The 13,417-nt window shown below is 62.1% G+C and carries 14 protein-coding genes and 3 tRNA genes; 11 read left to right on the plus strand and 6 right to left on the minus strand.

Annotated elements, in window-relative coordinates:
* Window positions 1-129: 129 nt before the first annotated feature.
* Window positions 130-1,602 carry a benzaldehyde dehydrogenase gene (locus ACYQ12_RS04770; protein WP_459868484.1) on the minus strand — a complete coding sequence of 491 codons (1,473 nt, stop codon included), beginning with the start codon at window positions 1,600-1,602 and terminating at the stop codon, window positions 130-132.
* A 134-nt stretch (window positions 1,603-1,736) separates the two neighbouring features.
* On the opposite strand from ACYQ12_RS04770, the gene ACYQ12_RS04775 reads away from it, so the two are divergent.
* Window positions 1,737-1,880, plus strand: a complete 144-nt coding sequence (locus ACYQ12_RS04775; RefSeq protein ID WP_459868487.1) for a hypothetical protein — start codon at window positions 1,737-1,739, stop codon at window positions 1,878-1,880.
* Window positions 1,881-1,915: 35 nt separating this feature from the next.
* Here ACYQ12_RS04775 and ACYQ12_RS04780 read toward each other — a convergent pair whose 3' ends face one another.
* The 4 genes from ACYQ12_RS04780 to ACYQ12_RS04795 all read right to left on the minus strand — a co-directional run bounded on the left by ACYQ12_RS04780 (window position 1,916) and on the right by ACYQ12_RS04795 (window position 3,425).
* A complete protein-coding gene (locus ACYQ12_RS04780; RefSeq protein WP_459868490.1) occupies window positions 1,916-2,365 on the minus strand; it encodes a MarR family winged helix-turn-helix transcriptional regulator in 450 nt (149 codons plus the stop codon).
* Window positions 2,366-3,092: 727 nt separating this feature from the next.
* Window positions 3,093-3,179 (minus strand) — tRNA-Leu (locus ACYQ12_RS04785).
* A 20-nt stretch (window positions 3,180-3,199) separates the two neighbouring features.
* A tRNA-Leu gene (locus ACYQ12_RS04790) sits at window positions 3,200-3,286 on the minus strand.
* A 52-nt stretch (window positions 3,287-3,338) separates the two neighbouring features.
* Window positions 3,339-3,425, minus strand: a tRNA-Leu gene (locus tag ACYQ12_RS04795).
* Window positions 3,426-3,624: 199 nt separating this feature from the next.
* Between ACYQ12_RS04795 and rnr the strand changes: the two genes are divergently transcribed.
* The 10 genes from rnr (at window position 3,625) to hemH (ending at window position 12,948) form a co-directional block, all read left to right on the plus strand.
* Window positions 3,625-6,072, plus strand: a complete 2,448-nt coding sequence (gene rnr / locus ACYQ12_RS04800) for a ribonuclease R (RefSeq protein ID WP_459868492.1) — start codon at window positions 3,625-3,627, stop codon at window positions 6,070-6,072.
* Window positions 6,073-6,161: 89 nt separating this feature from the next.
* The gene (rlmB, locus tag ACYQ12_RS04805; protein WP_459874464.1) at window positions 6,162-6,905 is read left to right on the plus strand and encodes a 23S rRNA (guanosine(2251)-2'-O)-methyltransferase RlmB; all 744 of its coding nucleotides are present in this window, start codon (window positions 6,162-6,164) and stop codon (window positions 6,903-6,905) included.
* Window positions 6,906-7,181: 276 nt separating this feature from the next.
* The gene (gene rpsF, locus ACYQ12_RS04810) at window positions 7,182-7,586 is read left to right on the plus strand and encodes a 30S ribosomal protein S6 (RefSeq protein WP_459868495.1); all 405 of its coding nucleotides are present in this window, start codon (window positions 7,182-7,184) and stop codon (window positions 7,584-7,586) included.
* 26 nt (window positions 7,587-7,612) lie between these two features.
* Window positions 7,613-7,840 carry a 30S ribosomal protein S18 gene (gene rpsR, locus ACYQ12_RS04815; protein ID WP_297460623.1) on the plus strand — a complete coding sequence of 76 codons (228 nt, stop codon included), beginning with the start codon at window positions 7,613-7,615 and terminating at the stop codon, window positions 7,838-7,840.
* 14 nt (window positions 7,841-7,854) lie between these two features.
* Window positions 7,855-8,706: a hypothetical protein gene (locus ACYQ12_RS04820; protein WP_459868497.1), complete on the plus strand. Its 852-nt coding sequence runs from the start codon at window positions 7,855-7,857 to the stop codon at window positions 8,704-8,706.
* A gap of 15 nt (window positions 8,707-8,721) precedes the next feature.
* The gene (rplI, locus tag ACYQ12_RS04825) at window positions 8,722-9,168 is read left to right on the plus strand and encodes a 50S ribosomal protein L9 (RefSeq protein ID WP_459868499.1); all 447 of its coding nucleotides are present in this window, start codon (window positions 8,722-8,724) and stop codon (window positions 9,166-9,168) included.
* A 189-nt stretch (window positions 9,169-9,357) separates the two neighbouring features.
* Window positions 9,358-10,746: a replicative DNA helicase gene (dnaB, locus tag ACYQ12_RS04830; protein ID WP_459868502.1), complete on the plus strand. Its 1,389-nt coding sequence runs from the start codon at window positions 9,358-9,360 to the stop codon at window positions 10,744-10,746.
* 66 nt (window positions 10,747-10,812) lie between these two features.
* Window positions 10,813-11,112: a hypothetical protein gene (locus ACYQ12_RS04835; protein ID WP_459868505.1), complete on the plus strand. Its 300-nt coding sequence runs from the start codon at window positions 10,813-10,815 to the stop codon at window positions 11,110-11,112.
* A 319-nt stretch (window positions 11,113-11,431) separates the two neighbouring features.
* Window positions 11,432-11,734: a DUF6482 family protein gene (locus ACYQ12_RS04840; protein WP_459868508.1), complete on the plus strand. Its 303-nt coding sequence runs from the start codon at window positions 11,432-11,434 to the stop codon at window positions 11,732-11,734.
* Between the two features lie 224 nt (window positions 11,735-11,958).
* On the plus strand, window positions 11,959-12,948 hold the full coding sequence (gene hemH, locus ACYQ12_RS04845) for a ferrochelatase (protein ID WP_459868511.1): 990 nt from the start codon (window positions 11,959-11,961) through the stop codon (window positions 12,946-12,948).
* 56 nt (window positions 12,949-13,004) lie between these two features.
* On the opposite strand, the gene ACYQ12_RS04850 is transcribed toward hemH, so the two are convergent.
* Complete coding sequence (locus tag ACYQ12_RS04850) at window positions 13,005-13,409, minus strand: Na+/H+ antiporter subunit G (RefSeq protein ID WP_459868514.1); 405 nt, start codon at window positions 13,407-13,409, stop codon at window positions 13,005-13,007.
* Window positions 13,410-13,417: the final 8 nt, after the last annotated feature.

Here is a 13,417-nt window from a genome sequence, read left to right on the forward strand (position 1 = left end):
AGACGAGCCGGGCAATGTCCCGGTCGTCGAGGGCCAGGTTTTCGATGGTCAGGGCGTGTATGGCCGATGACTCGAGGGTCGAAGAGCCCCCGGGGAGGCCGGCGGGGACCGGTTGCCGGGGACTCATGTTCAGAACGGATAGGCCGGTGGCGCATCCTTGATCGTGACCCACTGCCAGTGGGTGTACTGCTCCCAGTCCGCAGGACCGCCGACGCTGGTGCCGTTACCCGAGCTGCCGGTACCGCCGAACGGGTTGACCGCCTCGTCGGCCACGGTCTGGTCGTTGATGTGCAGCAGCCCGGTGTCGAGCCGTTCGCCGAGCGCCATCGCGCGACCGACCGAGGCCGACAGGATGCCGGCGGAGAGGCCGTAGTCGGTGGCGTTGGCCAGCGCCACGGCGTCATCGTCGTCGTCGAAGGGGATGATGTTGGCGACCGGGCCGAAGATCTCCTCCTCGAAGGCGCGCATTCCCGGGCGCACGTTGGAGAGCACCGTGGCGGCGTAGAACAGTCCCTCGTGGGTGCCGCCAGCCTCGATCACCGCACCGGCGGCAACGCTCTCGTCGACGATCTCGCGGACGTGCTCGAGCTGGCGCTGATCGATGATCGGCCCCAGCGCCACCTGGGCCTTGGCCGGGTCGCCCACCGGCAGTTGCCGGGCCTTGTCGGCGAGACGTCGGGTCAGCTCCGCGGCGATGCTGCGTTGGACCAGAACGCGACCGGTCGCCATGCAGATCTGCCCCTGATGGAAGTAGGCTCCGAAGGCGATGGCCGAGACCGCCTGATCCAGATCGGCGTCGTCGAGCACGATCAGGGCGTTCTTGCCGCCGAGCTCCAGCGAGACCTTCTTCAGATGGCGTCCCGCCAGTTCGCCGATCTTGCGTCCGGCGGCGGTCGAGCCGGTGAAGGCGATCATCGGTACGCCCTTGGCCTCGACCAGCGCCTGACCGGCGTCGGCACCCCCCGGCAGCACGTGCAGCAGCCCCTTGGGCAGCCCGGCGGCGGCCAGTACCTCGGCGATCGCGAAACCGCCGGCGTAGGGCGTGCGCGGATCGGGCTTCACCACCACGGCGTTGCCCACGGCGAGCGCCGGTGCCACCGAGCGCAGCGACAGGACCAGCGGGAAGTTGAACGGCGAGATCACGCCGACGACGCCCAGCGGCAACTGCCGCGCCAGGCTCATGCGTCCCGGGGCGCTGGGCAGTACCTGTCCCGTCGCCTGCAGCGGCATGGCGGCGGCACGCTGCAGCATGACGATGGCTTCGCGCACCTCATGTTCGCCCTTGGGCAGGATGGCGCCCGTTTCGCGGGCGATTCGGCTCGCCACCTCGGCCGCGTTGTGCTCGAGCAGCGCGGCGGCGCGATGAAAGACGCCTGCGCGCTCACGCGGTGGTGTCGCCGCCCAGGCACGCTGGGCGGCGATGGCCTTTTCCACGGCCCGGATGACATTCTCGGCGCCGGCCTTGCCGACCCGATGCAGCGTCTGGCCGGAGCCCGGCTCGATGACGTCCAGAGGCTCCGGGGCATCGATCCAGTCGCCGTCGAACAGCTTGCCGTGCCAGCTGTCCGGATGCGGGAAAGCCGGTGTCGTCGTGTCGTTCATGCAAATTTCCTCGTATCGCTGTCGAGCGTGAATCGTCTATAAGGGGCAAGGGCGGGATAGGGGAGGGGCTGCCTGGCGTCGGCCACGCGCTCGCCGCTGGCGTCCTTGATCGCGTTCGGGTGGGAGAACCGGGGGTGTTGCAGGAGGGGCCAGCCGGGAACGGTGTGGCCGAGGGTGTCGAGAAAGCGGGTGCCACCGGTGTCTATCCCGGCGCTGGGCTGTACCGTCCGGGGCCCTGGCTGGGCCATCGGCATCTGGAGCTCGGTCACGCCCAGTAGCAGCCACGCGGACAGCAGGCCGCGCGGCCATGGCGTCAGGGCAGCTTTTCCAGCCTCTCCAAGCCCTGCAGCAACGCCTCGCCATGCTCGGCGCCGATGTGTGCCAGCAGGCGTGACTCCATGCGCTGCACCGCTTTTTCGGCATGTTCCAGCAGTGACTTGCCGGCGGCACTGAGATGCAAATGCTGCATGCGCCGGTCCTGCTTGCCTCTGACCTGATGCAGCAGGTCGCGCTTCATCAAACGGGCGACCACGATCGCCAGATTGGGCGGCGACACGTCCAGCACTTCGGCCAGTTGCCGCTGATTGGCGCCGGGGTTGGCATCCACCAGTACCAGCAGCGAGAAATCGACCGGCTTCAGATCGAAGCTCGCCACGCAATCCAGAAACTGTCGCCGGATCTGCAGCTCGGCCCGGGTGATCCGGAAGCCGAGAAATTGCGTCAGGCGCGCCTGGTCGAGTGGATCGTGGTCGTCGGGAATCATGATGTACGAGCGCTACCTGCCATTGTGTGTGATCGGGGCCGTTGTCCAGGACAGCGGTCGAGTATCGTGTCGCGGGCCCATCCCCTGCACCGGTGCGGAAGCGGTTCAGGATGCCCGGTGCGTTGTCACCATGATAGCGGCTCGTGCATCGGAAATGGCGTGAGATCGTCTGTTTTAGCATTGTTCTATCCCCAGCGAGGGCGCCGATAAGGTCATCGTCAGGGCTCGTGGAGCCTTCACGTACCACCCTCTCTCGGCCGAGTGCGTCGTCGGCATGCAGAGCGAGTATTTGGGGATATTTAGTTATGATCAATAATCATTATGTCTAATAACTAGTTGCCGCGACGTCGATGGACGAGCGTGCGGAAGACGCCGCGCCGGACACGTTCCGTGAGCGGTACGAGGGTGAAGCGAAGAAAAAGGCGTGAAGCTAACTCAGGAGAGAGAGGAGAAGAGCGTTGGGAGCGGGGAGCTGGTCGTTCGGGTAATGCTGAGTGAGTAAGTGCCTACGATAGCGTGGCGGGGGATGCATATCGTCAGTGGCCATGTATCGCGCCAAGGGCCAGAGACAGCCACTCGTCAATCGCGCCAGGGCCACGTTCGCGATGACGTCGGGATTATATCCGGGCAACGATCGATAACGCTTGCGAGCGTTATAGGGAAGCGTACAGGGAAAATCAGAGGGAGAAAAATCGAAACCGGGGATGTTTCGATACACATGATACGTTGGTGCCCAGGAGAGGACTTGAACCTCCACGTCCGTAAGGACACTAGCACCTGAAGCTAGCGCGTCTACCAATTCCGCCACCTGGGCGCATCATGTACATGTTCGATTGGTGCCCGGAAGAGGACTTGAACCTCCACGTCCGTAAGGACACTAGCACCTGAAGCTAGCGCGTCTACCAATTCCGCCATCCGGGCGAACATGTCGTGCCGAACCTGCCTTGCCAACCCAAGAGATTCGAGAATCGCTTGGTGCCCAGGAGAGGACTTGAACCTCCACGTCCGTAAGGACACTAGCACCTGAAGCTAGCGCGTCTACCAATTCCGCCACCTGGGCAAGGCGCGATGCATGTTACCGATTCTTGGCCCGAATGCAAGAGGAAATGCGCGCCGAAACGGAAACATTTTGCGACGACGCAGGTCGGGTGGTTGGGTCTGCCTGTTGTCAAGGCTATACTGGCCGGCATGACACGAATATCTGCTCGCGATCACGCCCGCTGCCATTCGCACCTTCGTCTTCAAGGAAGTTGTTTTATATGAATCATTGGACGCTCAGTGACGATCCGCACGCGGAACGTGAAGCGCAAAAATACGACAAGCCCGTCCCCAGCCGCGAATACCTTCTGGCGCGACTCGAGGAGTACGGTAAACCGATCACCCACGAGAACATGAGCCGTATGCTGGGCCTCGAGGACGAGGACCAGATGGAAGCCGTGCGTCGCCGGCTTGCCGCCATGGAACGTGACGGCCAGGTCTTGCGAGACCGGCGCGGTGCCTACGCCCTGATCGACAAGCTCGACCTGATCAAGGGGCGCGTGCAAGGGCACCGCGATGGAATGGGTTTTCTGATCCGCGACGATGGCAAGAAGCCCGACCTCGTTCTGCCGCCGCGCCAGATGCGCCGGGTCTTCGACGGCGACCATGTGCTGGTCCGCGTCAGTGGGCGCGACCGGCGCGGGCGTGATGAAGCCACCATTGTCGAAGTGCTGGCCCGTAACACCCAGACGCTGGTCGGCGTCTATAGGCAGAACACGGCCGAATTCGCGGTGCTGATTCCCGAGAATTCCCGCATCGCCCAGGAAGTCATCGTGCCGCACAGCGCCAGCGGCGGGGCACGGGATGGACAGATCGTCTCGGTGCGCATCACCCAGCAGCCCGACACCCGTATTCAGCCGGTTGGCGAAGTCGTCGAAGTGCTGGGCGAGCGCATGGACCCGGGGCTCGAAATCGACATCGCCATCCGTTCCCACGATATTCCGGCGACCTTTCCCCCCGAGGTGGAGCGGGAAATTTCCGGCATGTCCGCCGAAGTGCTGGAGGCGGACAAGACGTCGCGTATCGACTTGCGCGACACGCCGCTGGTCACCATCGACGGCGAGGATGCCAAGGATTTCGATGATGCCGTCTGCGCCTGGAAGACCCGCTCGGGCAGCTGGAAGTTGCTGGTGGCCATCGCCGATGTCTCGCACTATGTGCGTCCCGGCAGTGCGCTGGACAACGAGGCTTTCGTCCGCGGCAATTCGGTCTATTTCCCCGGGCAGGTCGTACCGATGCTGCCCGAGCTGCTCTCCAACGGCCTCTGTTCGCTCAATCCGCATGTCGATCGCCTGACGCTGGTCTGCGAGATGAATATCTCGAAATCCGGTGCCATCAGCCGTTTCAAGTTCTACGAAGCCGTAATGCGCTCCCATGCCCGGCTGACCTACACCCAGGTCGGTACCATGCTCGAATCTCCCGACAGTCCGGAGGGGCAGGCACTGCGCGAGCAGTATCGCGATCTGATTCCCTCGATCGAGAATCTGCATGGCCTCTACCAGGTGTTGCGGGCGGCGCGCAACGAGCGTGGAGCGATCGACTTCGAGACTACCGAAACGCAGATCGTCTTCAACGACGAGCGCAAGATCGAAAAGATCGTCCCGCGGACTCGCAACGATGCCCACAAGCTGATCGAGGAGTGCATGCTGGCGGCGAATGTCGCCACGGCACGCTTCCTCGACAAGCATGACTTGCCGGCCCTGTATCGGGTTCACCAGCCGCCCGCGACAGAGCGCCTCGAGAACCTGCGCCTGTTCCTCGCCGAGCTGGGATTGTCGTTGGGCGGCGGTGAAGAGCCGACGCCGAAGGATTTCCAGGTCCTGCGCGAAGCCATCAAGGATCGTCCCGATGCGGATATCATCCAGACCGTGATGTTGCGTTCGATGAGTCAGGCGGTCTATTCGCCGCATAACGAAGGACATTTCGGTCTGGCCTATCAGGCTTATGCGCACTTCACCTCGCCGATCCGTCGCTATCCCGACCTGCTGGTGCATCGGGCGATCCGCTCGGTGATTCGCGGGCCGCGCCAGACAGCCAACGTGATGCGTGCCGAAGGCGCCCCCGTGGAGAAGCCCAGCAAGTGGTGTCCCTATACATTCGAGCAGATGGTCGAGCTGGGTGAGCATTGCTCGATGACGGAGCGCCGTGCCGATGATGCCACGCGCGACGTGGCCGACTGGCTCAAGTGCGAGTTCCTCTCCGATAAGGTGGGAGAAGTCTTTGATGGCACGATCGCGGCGGTAACCCAGTTCGGCATCTTCGTACGCCTCGATGAGGTCTATGTCGAAGGGCTGGTACATGTCACCGGGCTGCCTTCCGACTATTACCATTACCAGCCCGAGAAGCATCGCTTGAAAGGTGAGCGTGGCGGTTTTTCCTATCGTCTGGGGGATGGAGTGACGGTACAGGTGGCACGTGTCGATCTCGACGAGCGCAAGATCGATTTCGAACTTGTCGATGCGCAGCCGCGAGCCCGACGCCAGCCTCGTCGCAAGCCGCTGGAAGGGCCGGAAGTCTTCAAGGAGGAGAGTTCTGCCAAGCCGGCTCCGCGCAAGCGGAAGCAGCGTCCCGGCCGGCGCGAGCGTCAGGGGCCGGAGAGCACGACTGAGAGCAAGGAGCGGCGCTCAAGAAGCCGGGGTCCTCGCAAGCCGAAAGGTGACAAGCAGTGAGCGGCAAGGAAGGCGGCCGCAGGAAAGCCAGGCGTCACGATGGCCAGCGAAAGACAGCTCCTCCCGGCGGGCTCGAGCCGGTTTATGGCGTGCATGCCGTGCAGGCGCTGTTCGAGCGTGGCGACCCGCCCCGGGAAATGTGGTTTCAGACAGGGCACGCCGAAAGCCGTCTGGCTGAGCTGCTTGAGCAGGCGCGCAAGAGAGGCGTGCGGCTCTCCTCGGTGGCCCGGGACGAGCTTGATGACCTCTCCCGGGGGGCGGCTCACCAGGGGGTGATCGCCTTCAGTTCGCCCCTGTCCATGGAGAGTGAGGAGTCACTATGGCTCAGGCTCGGCGCCTGGTCGCTCGAGGTGCCGCCGCTGCTGCTGATCCTTGATGGCGTCACCGATCCGCACAACTTCGGGGCGTGTCTGCGCAGTGCCGATGCTGCCGGTGCTCACGGCGTCATCGTGCCCAAGGATAAGTCGGCACCGCTCAACGCCACGGTGCGCAAGGTGGCTTGTGGCGCGGCCGAAGCCATCCCGGTGTATCAGGTCACTAACCTGGCGCGTGCCATGGCAAGGCTCAAGGAGCAGGGCGTCTGGATCACCGGCACGGCGGGTGAAGCCGAAGCAAGCCTGTATGAAGGCGATTTTATCGGGGCCTGTGCGCTGGTCATGGGCGCAGAGGGCAAAGGCCTGCGGCGCCTGACGCGCGAGGCCTGCGATGGTCTGGTCAAGCTGCCCATGGCCGGCAGCGTCTCCAGCCTCAACGTCTCGGTTGCTACCGGCATCTGTCTGTTCGAGATCGTTCGTCAGCGCATGCAGCGACAGGCCAGCGTGACTTCTCTTTAGCATGACGATCCTTACGGTTGCAACGGCCGAAGGGGATCACTACAATTATGCGGCTGTTTTGAGATCACGGGCCAGTTCGATCACGAATTGGCCCGTGATTGTTATGCGACGCATACCGTTTGCTTGGAGCGGCTAGCGTACGACAGCGGTCAGGCAGTCGCTCCTTGTTCATGAGCTGATCGGTTCGACTGCCCGGCGCAATATTCCATTTCACTCCTTGCTTCCAGCGGCGTCATCGTTCGCCTCATGGAAGCTGCCAAACCGCAAGGAGCTATCATGCGTCATTATGAAATCGTGTTCATGGTCCACCCGGATCAGAGCGAGCAGGTTCCGGCCATGGTCGAGCGCTACACCAGCGTCATCACCGAGAATGGCGGCACCGTGCATCGCCTTGAAGACTGGGGACGTCGCCACATGGCCTACCCGATCAACAAGATCCACAAGGCCCACTACGTACTGATGAATGTCGAATGCCGCGGCGAGACACTCGAGGAACTCGAGAACATCTTCCGCTTCAACGACGCCATCATTCGTAGCCTGGTTGTACGTTGCAAGGAAGCGATCACCGAAGCGTCTCCGATGATGAAGCCGACCGAAGAGAAGAGCCGCCGTCGCGACGACAGCAAGTCCGACCGCCCCCGGTCCGAGCGCTCTGAAGAAACCGCTGAAGAAGCCCACTGATCCGCATTCACCAGGAGACATACCCCATGGCACGTTTTTTCCGTCGCCGTAAGTTCTGCCGCTTTACCGCTGAAGGCGTGAAGTATATCGATTACAAGGATATCGATACGCTCAAGGCCTACATCACCGAAACCGGCAAGATCGTACCTAGCCGCATCACCGGCACCAAGGCTCGTTATCAGCGTCAGCTGTCCACGGCCATCAAGCGCGCCCGCTATCTGGCGCTGCTGCCCTACACCGACAGCCACCAGTAAGACAACCACGCGCGATGCTGGCCCTGGCCCGTTGGATGATGCGCGGAACCCCGTATGCTGCGGGGGCTGCCGCCATCGCCGCACTGATCCCCTGGCTGTTCTGGTTCAGTGCGGCTGCCGTCGCGCTGGTGACGTTGCGACGTGGCCTGGGGCCGGGAATGCCGGTACTGATTGCCGCTGCAGTGCCTGCCGGCTGGTGGTGGACGCAAGGTGATGCGGTACCCCTGGCCAGCATTCTGCTCGTGACCCTGATGGCTACGGTGCTGCGCGCCAGGATGCGCTGGAGCGACACATTGATCGCCGGCATGCTGGTCTGTGCGGGTATGGTCCAGTTGGACATCTTTCTGCCGCCTGGCGGCGCTGGCCCGCTGCTTGAGCAGTTGCGTCAGGGATCGCCGGAAGTGGATCGCATGCTTGGGGAACTGGCGGCCGAAGGTGTCGCGACCGAGCAACTCGCGGGACTGCTGATCAGCGGCGTGACGGGGCTGGTCGTATTGCTCGCCTCGACCGCCTGTCTGGCGCTGGCTCGTAGCTGGCAGGCCGGGTTGTACAATCCGGGAGGCTTTCGCAGCGAATTCCATGTGCTGCGTCTGTCCGGCAAGCAGCTCCTGTTGCTGGTGGCGATCGGGGGGGTGGGCATGGTATTCGCCCTGCCGGCCGCTGCGATGCTTACCTGGGTGCCGCTACTCGTCGCCGGTGTCGCGCTGGTACATGGTTGGATAGGTCTGAAGGGGATGAACGGGCTGTGGCTGGTCGGCTTTTATGTATTGCTGCTGACCACCTGGCCTACGATTCTGATTGTGCTGTTGCTGGCCGTTATGGACACCTTTGCGGATTTCCGCAGTCGTCTGGCCCGCAGCGACTGACAAGAGGTTAACGAGATGGAAGTCATTCTGCTCGACAAGATTGGCAAGCTGGGCGCTTTGGGTGACAAGGTTACCGTCAAGCCTGGTTACGGCCGTAACTACCTGGTGCCCTACGGATTGGCCGTACCGGCGACCAAGGACAATGTAGAGGCTTTCGAAGCCCAGCGTGCGGAACTGGAAGCTCAGGCCGAGGAGCGCAAGAGCGAAGCCCAGGCCCGTGCTGCCCAGCTCTCCGAAATCGAGCTGTCTCTGGTGGCGCGTGCCGGTGACGAAGGCAAGCTGTTCGGCTCCATCGGTCCGCGTGATCTGGCCGAAGCCATTGCTCAGGCCGGTATCGACATCGCCAAGAGCGAAGTCCGCATGCCGGAAGGTCCGATCCGTCAGACCGGCGAATACGACATTGCGCTGCAGCTGCATGCCGAAGTCTCTGCCACGGTACGTGTGGTCGTTGTGGCCGAGTAAGCCGTAACGCTGCTGACGCCCGAGGGCTGGAAGGGGCGCGAAGGTTATTCTTCGCGCCCTTTTTGTATCTTGACCGACCAGAACTTGAGCCGATGTGTCGCGATGGCGGCAATGTCGCGGCCGGGCTTGGTAGAATAGCGTGGCATGGACGAAAGCCATGCCGCGTCATCACTTGTCGAGAATCGTCACATGAGTGAACTTGCTGAGCAGGATCTTGAAACTGCGTCCCTCAAGGTGCCGCCGCACTCGCTCGAGGCCGAGCAATCCGTGCTGGGCGGCCTGATGCTGGACAACAGCGCCTGGGATACGGTCTCCGAACGCCTGGTGGCGGACGATTTCTATCGCTACGAGCATCGGCTGATCTACAACGCCATGGTGCAGCTGGCGGATAGCAGCCATCCGCTGGATGTGGTGACACTTTCGGAAGTGCTGGAAAATCGTGACCACCTGGAGCATGTGGGAGGGCTGGCCTATCTGGCCGAGCTGGCGCGCAACACGCCTTCTGCCGGGAACATTCGCGCCTACACGGATATCGTGCGTGAGCGGGCCACACTGCGCAAGCTGATCCAGGCTGCCAACCAGATCGCCGAAGGTGCCTTCAGCCCTCAGGGACGTCCCGCCGATGAACTGGTCAACGAGGCGGAGCGGCTGGTCTTCCAGATCAGCGAATCGCGACCCAAGTTCGGCGGTCCGGTGGGCATGAGCCAACTGCTCAGCAAGGCCGTCGACCGCATCGATGAGCTTTTCAACATGAAAGGGGAGATGACGGGACTCTCCACGGGCTTCCGCGATCTCGACGAGATGACCTCGGGACTGCAGCCTTCGGATCTGGTCATTATCGCCGGGCGCCCCTCGATGGGGAAAACCACTTTTGCCATGAACCTGGTCGAGCATGCCGTTGTGTCGGGTGACAAGCCGGTGGTGGTGTACTCGATGGAGATGCCCGCCGAGGCTCTGATGCTGCGCATGATCTCGTCGTTGGGGCGTATCGATCAGACCCGCGTACGTACCGGGCAGCTCGAGGATGAGGACTGGCCGCGCCTGACCTCGGCCGTCAACCTGCTCAAGGACAAGCGGCTTTTTGTCGACGATACCCCGGCACTTTCACCCAACGAGTTGCGCTCGCGTACCCGACGGCTGGCGCGGGAAAACGGTGGCATCGGCCTGATCATGATCGATTACCTGCAGCTGATGCAGGTGCCGGGCATGTCCGAGAACCGCACCGCGGAGATTTCCGAGATATCCCGCTCGTTGAAGGGGCTGGCCAAGGAGTTCGCCTGTCCGGTAGTGGCGCTCTCCCAGCTCAACCGCTCATTGGAGCAGCGTCCCAACAAGCGCCCGGTAATGTCCGACCTGCGCGAGTCCGGGGCGATCGAGCAGGATGCCGACCTCATCGCCTTCGTCTACCGGGATGAGGTCTACAATACCGATAACCCCGACAACAAGGGACTTGCGGAGCTGATCATCGGCAAGCAGCGTAACGGGCCCATCGGTACCGTGCATATGGCGTTCATCGGCAAGTACACGCGGTTCGAAGACCTGGCGCCGGACAGTTACGGCCAGCATTTCGGTGAATGAGGCACCTTGAGCCTTCTGGGTGAGCCTCTATAATTCGCCCTCCCAATCATGGTGCAAGGAGACGACATGGCAGGTGGATTTCGACGCGGTAATCGCAAGCGGATGCCCAAGCTGGAAGCCAGGGGGCAGTTGGAGAGCATCGAGCGTGAAGGGCCATTCAAGGAGTGGCTGGGGATGCCCGACCTGTATCGCTTCATGCTGGTCGTGGATGGCGAAACCTACAGCTATCAGACGGAAGATGCCGAGCTTCCCGTGAAAGAGGGTGACCGCGTGGTATTCCGCTATAAGGAGACCAAGGCGGGAAAATGGGTCGACCGTAACTCGCTGGGCGTCGCCATTGATCCGGCGTCCTATCAGCGGGACTGACGCGACACGACGGGATAACCGGCTGCGGTCGGCATCCGGACGGGCGCGTCAGGATTCCTCGCCTGACAGAGCATCGCCCGCATCTTGGCGAAGGGGGAATCTCGCTCGCCTTTCGCGCCCTGCTGTTATCCGCTAACCGGCCATCGCAGCCCACTGATTGCCGGCGGAATCATGCGTGGCGTAAGTTGTCCCTGCAGACAACTTACGCTACACCTATCTGTCAAATGCTCTGTCACCATGCACCAACATGATATTGTCATCTTGGTGCGATAGGGTGTACGCCAAATGAAGGATGGCATCGAACGACATGGAGGGAGTCATGGAAATTACGCAGTTGAAGCGCTTTGTGCAGGAACATGACCATTTCGAGATATGTGTGATCAGTCTCGCGGAAAGCCGCTATTACCAGGTTGAGCTGGAAGATGTGGAAGGCAGGCGTCTCCTCTTGACTCAGCGCGGCAAGCCGATGCTGTTTCGTACGCTTGATGATGTTTATGGCGAGTTGAAATGTGCCGGTATCAACCGTGCCTATCTGGTGCAGCATGTCGCTGGCGATGAAGCTTCCAGCCGGGAGGCGGCCTACCGGGCCCCCTTGTCCTCACGGGTTCCCCTGGCGTTCTAGTCGGCGCCGTATGGCAAGCCGGAACTGGCTTGCCGTTGCTTTCTCCCCTTCTAATTCGTGGTCTCTCACCCCTCTAACCTTGGTCCTCCGGAAGTCTCCCTTCGCTTCACATGCCTTTGATGTGCCGTAAGCGCAAACAAATCTTGACGATAGGATAACCTCATTCTCCTGAGCCCCAGGCGCACTGGTACAATTGCGTCTTTATATTGCACAGGAGAGAGGCCATGACGGCTGTCCGCTATGGCGTGATGCTGGTGAATCTCGGCACACCCGATGCCCCGACGCCGGAGGCGGTAAGACGATACCTGGCGGAGTTCCTTGGGGATCGTCGAGTCATCGATCTGCCGCGGGCACTATGGTGGCCGATTCTGCACGGCGTCATTCTGCGTACCAGGCCCCGCAAGGTGGCCAAGGCATATGCTGCGGTATGGCAGGATGAAGGCTCGCCGCTACTGAGCATCGGGCTTCGCCAGCAGCGTGCGCTGAAAGCTCACCTGGACAAACATGTCGGTGAAGAGATTCCGGTGGAACTGGCCATGACCTACGGCAATCCCAGCATGGAGGCCGCGGGGCTCGCCCTGCGCCGTGCCGGGGCCGAACGGATACTGGTGCTGCCTCTCTATCCCCAGTTCTCGAGCACTACCACTGCCGCAGTGTTCGACCGCCTGGCACGGGCACTGTCGCCCTGTCCGCATCTCCCCGAGTTGCGCTTCGTGCGCGACTATCACGACCACCCGGCTTACATCGGGGCGCTGGCCAATAGCGTACGCGAACACTGGGCTCGTCACGGTGGACAGCGCGGCCGGCTGCTCATGTCCTACCATGGCATTCCCAAGCGCTACGCCGAGAAGGGCGATCCCTATCCTCACCATTGCGAGACCACCAGCCGCCTGTTGGCCGAGTCACTGGGGCTGGAGGAGGGCGAATGGTTCCAGACGTATCAGTCTCGCTTCGGGCGCGAGGAGTGGCTGAAGCCCTACACCGACGAGACCCTGCAAGCGTGGGGAAAGGAGGGCGTGAAGCACGTCGATGTGATGAGTCCTGCTTTCGCCGCCGACTGTCTGGAGACGCTGGAAGAGCTGGAAGTGGAGAATCGCGGCTACTTCGAGAACGCTGGCGGCGTAACCTACCGCTATATTCCGGCACTCAACGATCGTGACGACCATATCGCGCTATTGGCGGAGCTGGTCGAGACGCACACTATGGGATGGTAGTCATGCTGCCCCGGGCGCCGCTTCGACAAGAACCGAAGCGGCGCCCGGGTGCGCGATCAGGATAGACGTGAGTCGTCGAGCTGCTCTAGCTCACCGGCCTCGGGCTCCTCATCGCTTTCGTGAAATTCACGGGGATCGCCGCGAGTGCGCGAGTGACGGGGCAGCTTCTGATGCAGCGCGCTCTTGGCCAGCAGGTGCGAGGAGACCGGAGCCGTGATGAACAGGAAGATGGTAATCAGCATTTCCTGCAGGCTGACACCGCCGTTCACCAGACTGAAATAGACCATGGAGGCGATCAGCGTGCAGCCGATGCCCAGCGTCGTTGTCTTCGACGGTCCATGGAGACGCATGTAGAAGTCCTTGAAGCGCGTCATCCCCAGGGAGCCGATGAAGGCGAAGGTCCCACCGGTAATCAGGAGGAAGGCGATGACGCCTTCCATCACGGTATAGAAGCCGATCATGAGAGTCT

It is taken from the genome of Halomonas shantousis (assembly GCF_054654615.1).

What these genes read in the sequence shown, in the direction of transcription:
- ACYQ12_RS04840 (WP_459868508.1), top strand. Translation starts at nt 11,432, where the DNA reads ATGGAAATTACGCAGTTGAAGCGCTTTGTGCAGGAACATGACCATTTC.
- dnaB (WP_459868502.1), top strand. Translation starts at nt 9,358, where the DNA reads ATGAGTGAACTTGCTGAGCAGGATCTTGAAACTGCGTCCCTCAAGGTG.
- ACYQ12_RS04770 (WP_459868484.1), bottom strand. Translation starts at nt 1,602, where the DNA reads ATGAACGACACGACGACACCGGCTTTCCCGCATCCGGACAGCTGGCAC.
- ACYQ12_RS04850 (WP_459868514.1), bottom strand. Translation starts at nt 13,409, where the DNA reads ATGATCGGCTTCTATACCGTGATGGAAGGCGTCATCGCCTTCCTCCTG.
- hemH (WP_459868511.1), top strand. Translation starts at nt 11,959, where the DNA reads ATGACGGCTGTCCGCTATGGCGTGATGCTGGTGAATCTCGGCACACCC.
- ACYQ12_RS04780 (WP_459868490.1), bottom strand. Translation starts at nt 2,365, where the DNA reads ATGATTCCCGACGACCACGATCCACTCGACCAGGCGCGCCTGACGCAA.
- ACYQ12_RS04835 (WP_459868505.1), top strand. Translation starts at nt 10,813, where the DNA reads ATGGCAGGTGGATTTCGACGCGGTAATCGCAAGCGGATGCCCAAGCTG.
- ACYQ12_RS04820 (WP_459868497.1), top strand. Translation starts at nt 7,855, where the DNA reads ATGCTGGCCCTGGCCCGTTGGATGATGCGCGGAACCCCGTATGCTGCG.
- rpsF (WP_459868495.1), top strand. Translation starts at nt 7,182, where the DNA reads ATGCGTCATTATGAAATCGTGTTCATGGTCCACCCGGATCAGAGCGAG.
- rplI (WP_459868499.1), top strand. Translation starts at nt 8,722, where the DNA reads ATGGAAGTCATTCTGCTCGACAAGATTGGCAAGCTGGGCGCTTTGGGT.
- rnr (WP_459868492.1), top strand. Translation starts at nt 3,625, where the DNA reads ATGAATCATTGGACGCTCAGTGACGATCCGCACGCGGAACGTGAAGCG.
- rpsR (WP_297460623.1), top strand. Translation starts at nt 7,613, where the DNA reads ATGGCACGTTTTTTCCGTCGCCGTAAGTTCTGCCGCTTTACCGCTGAA.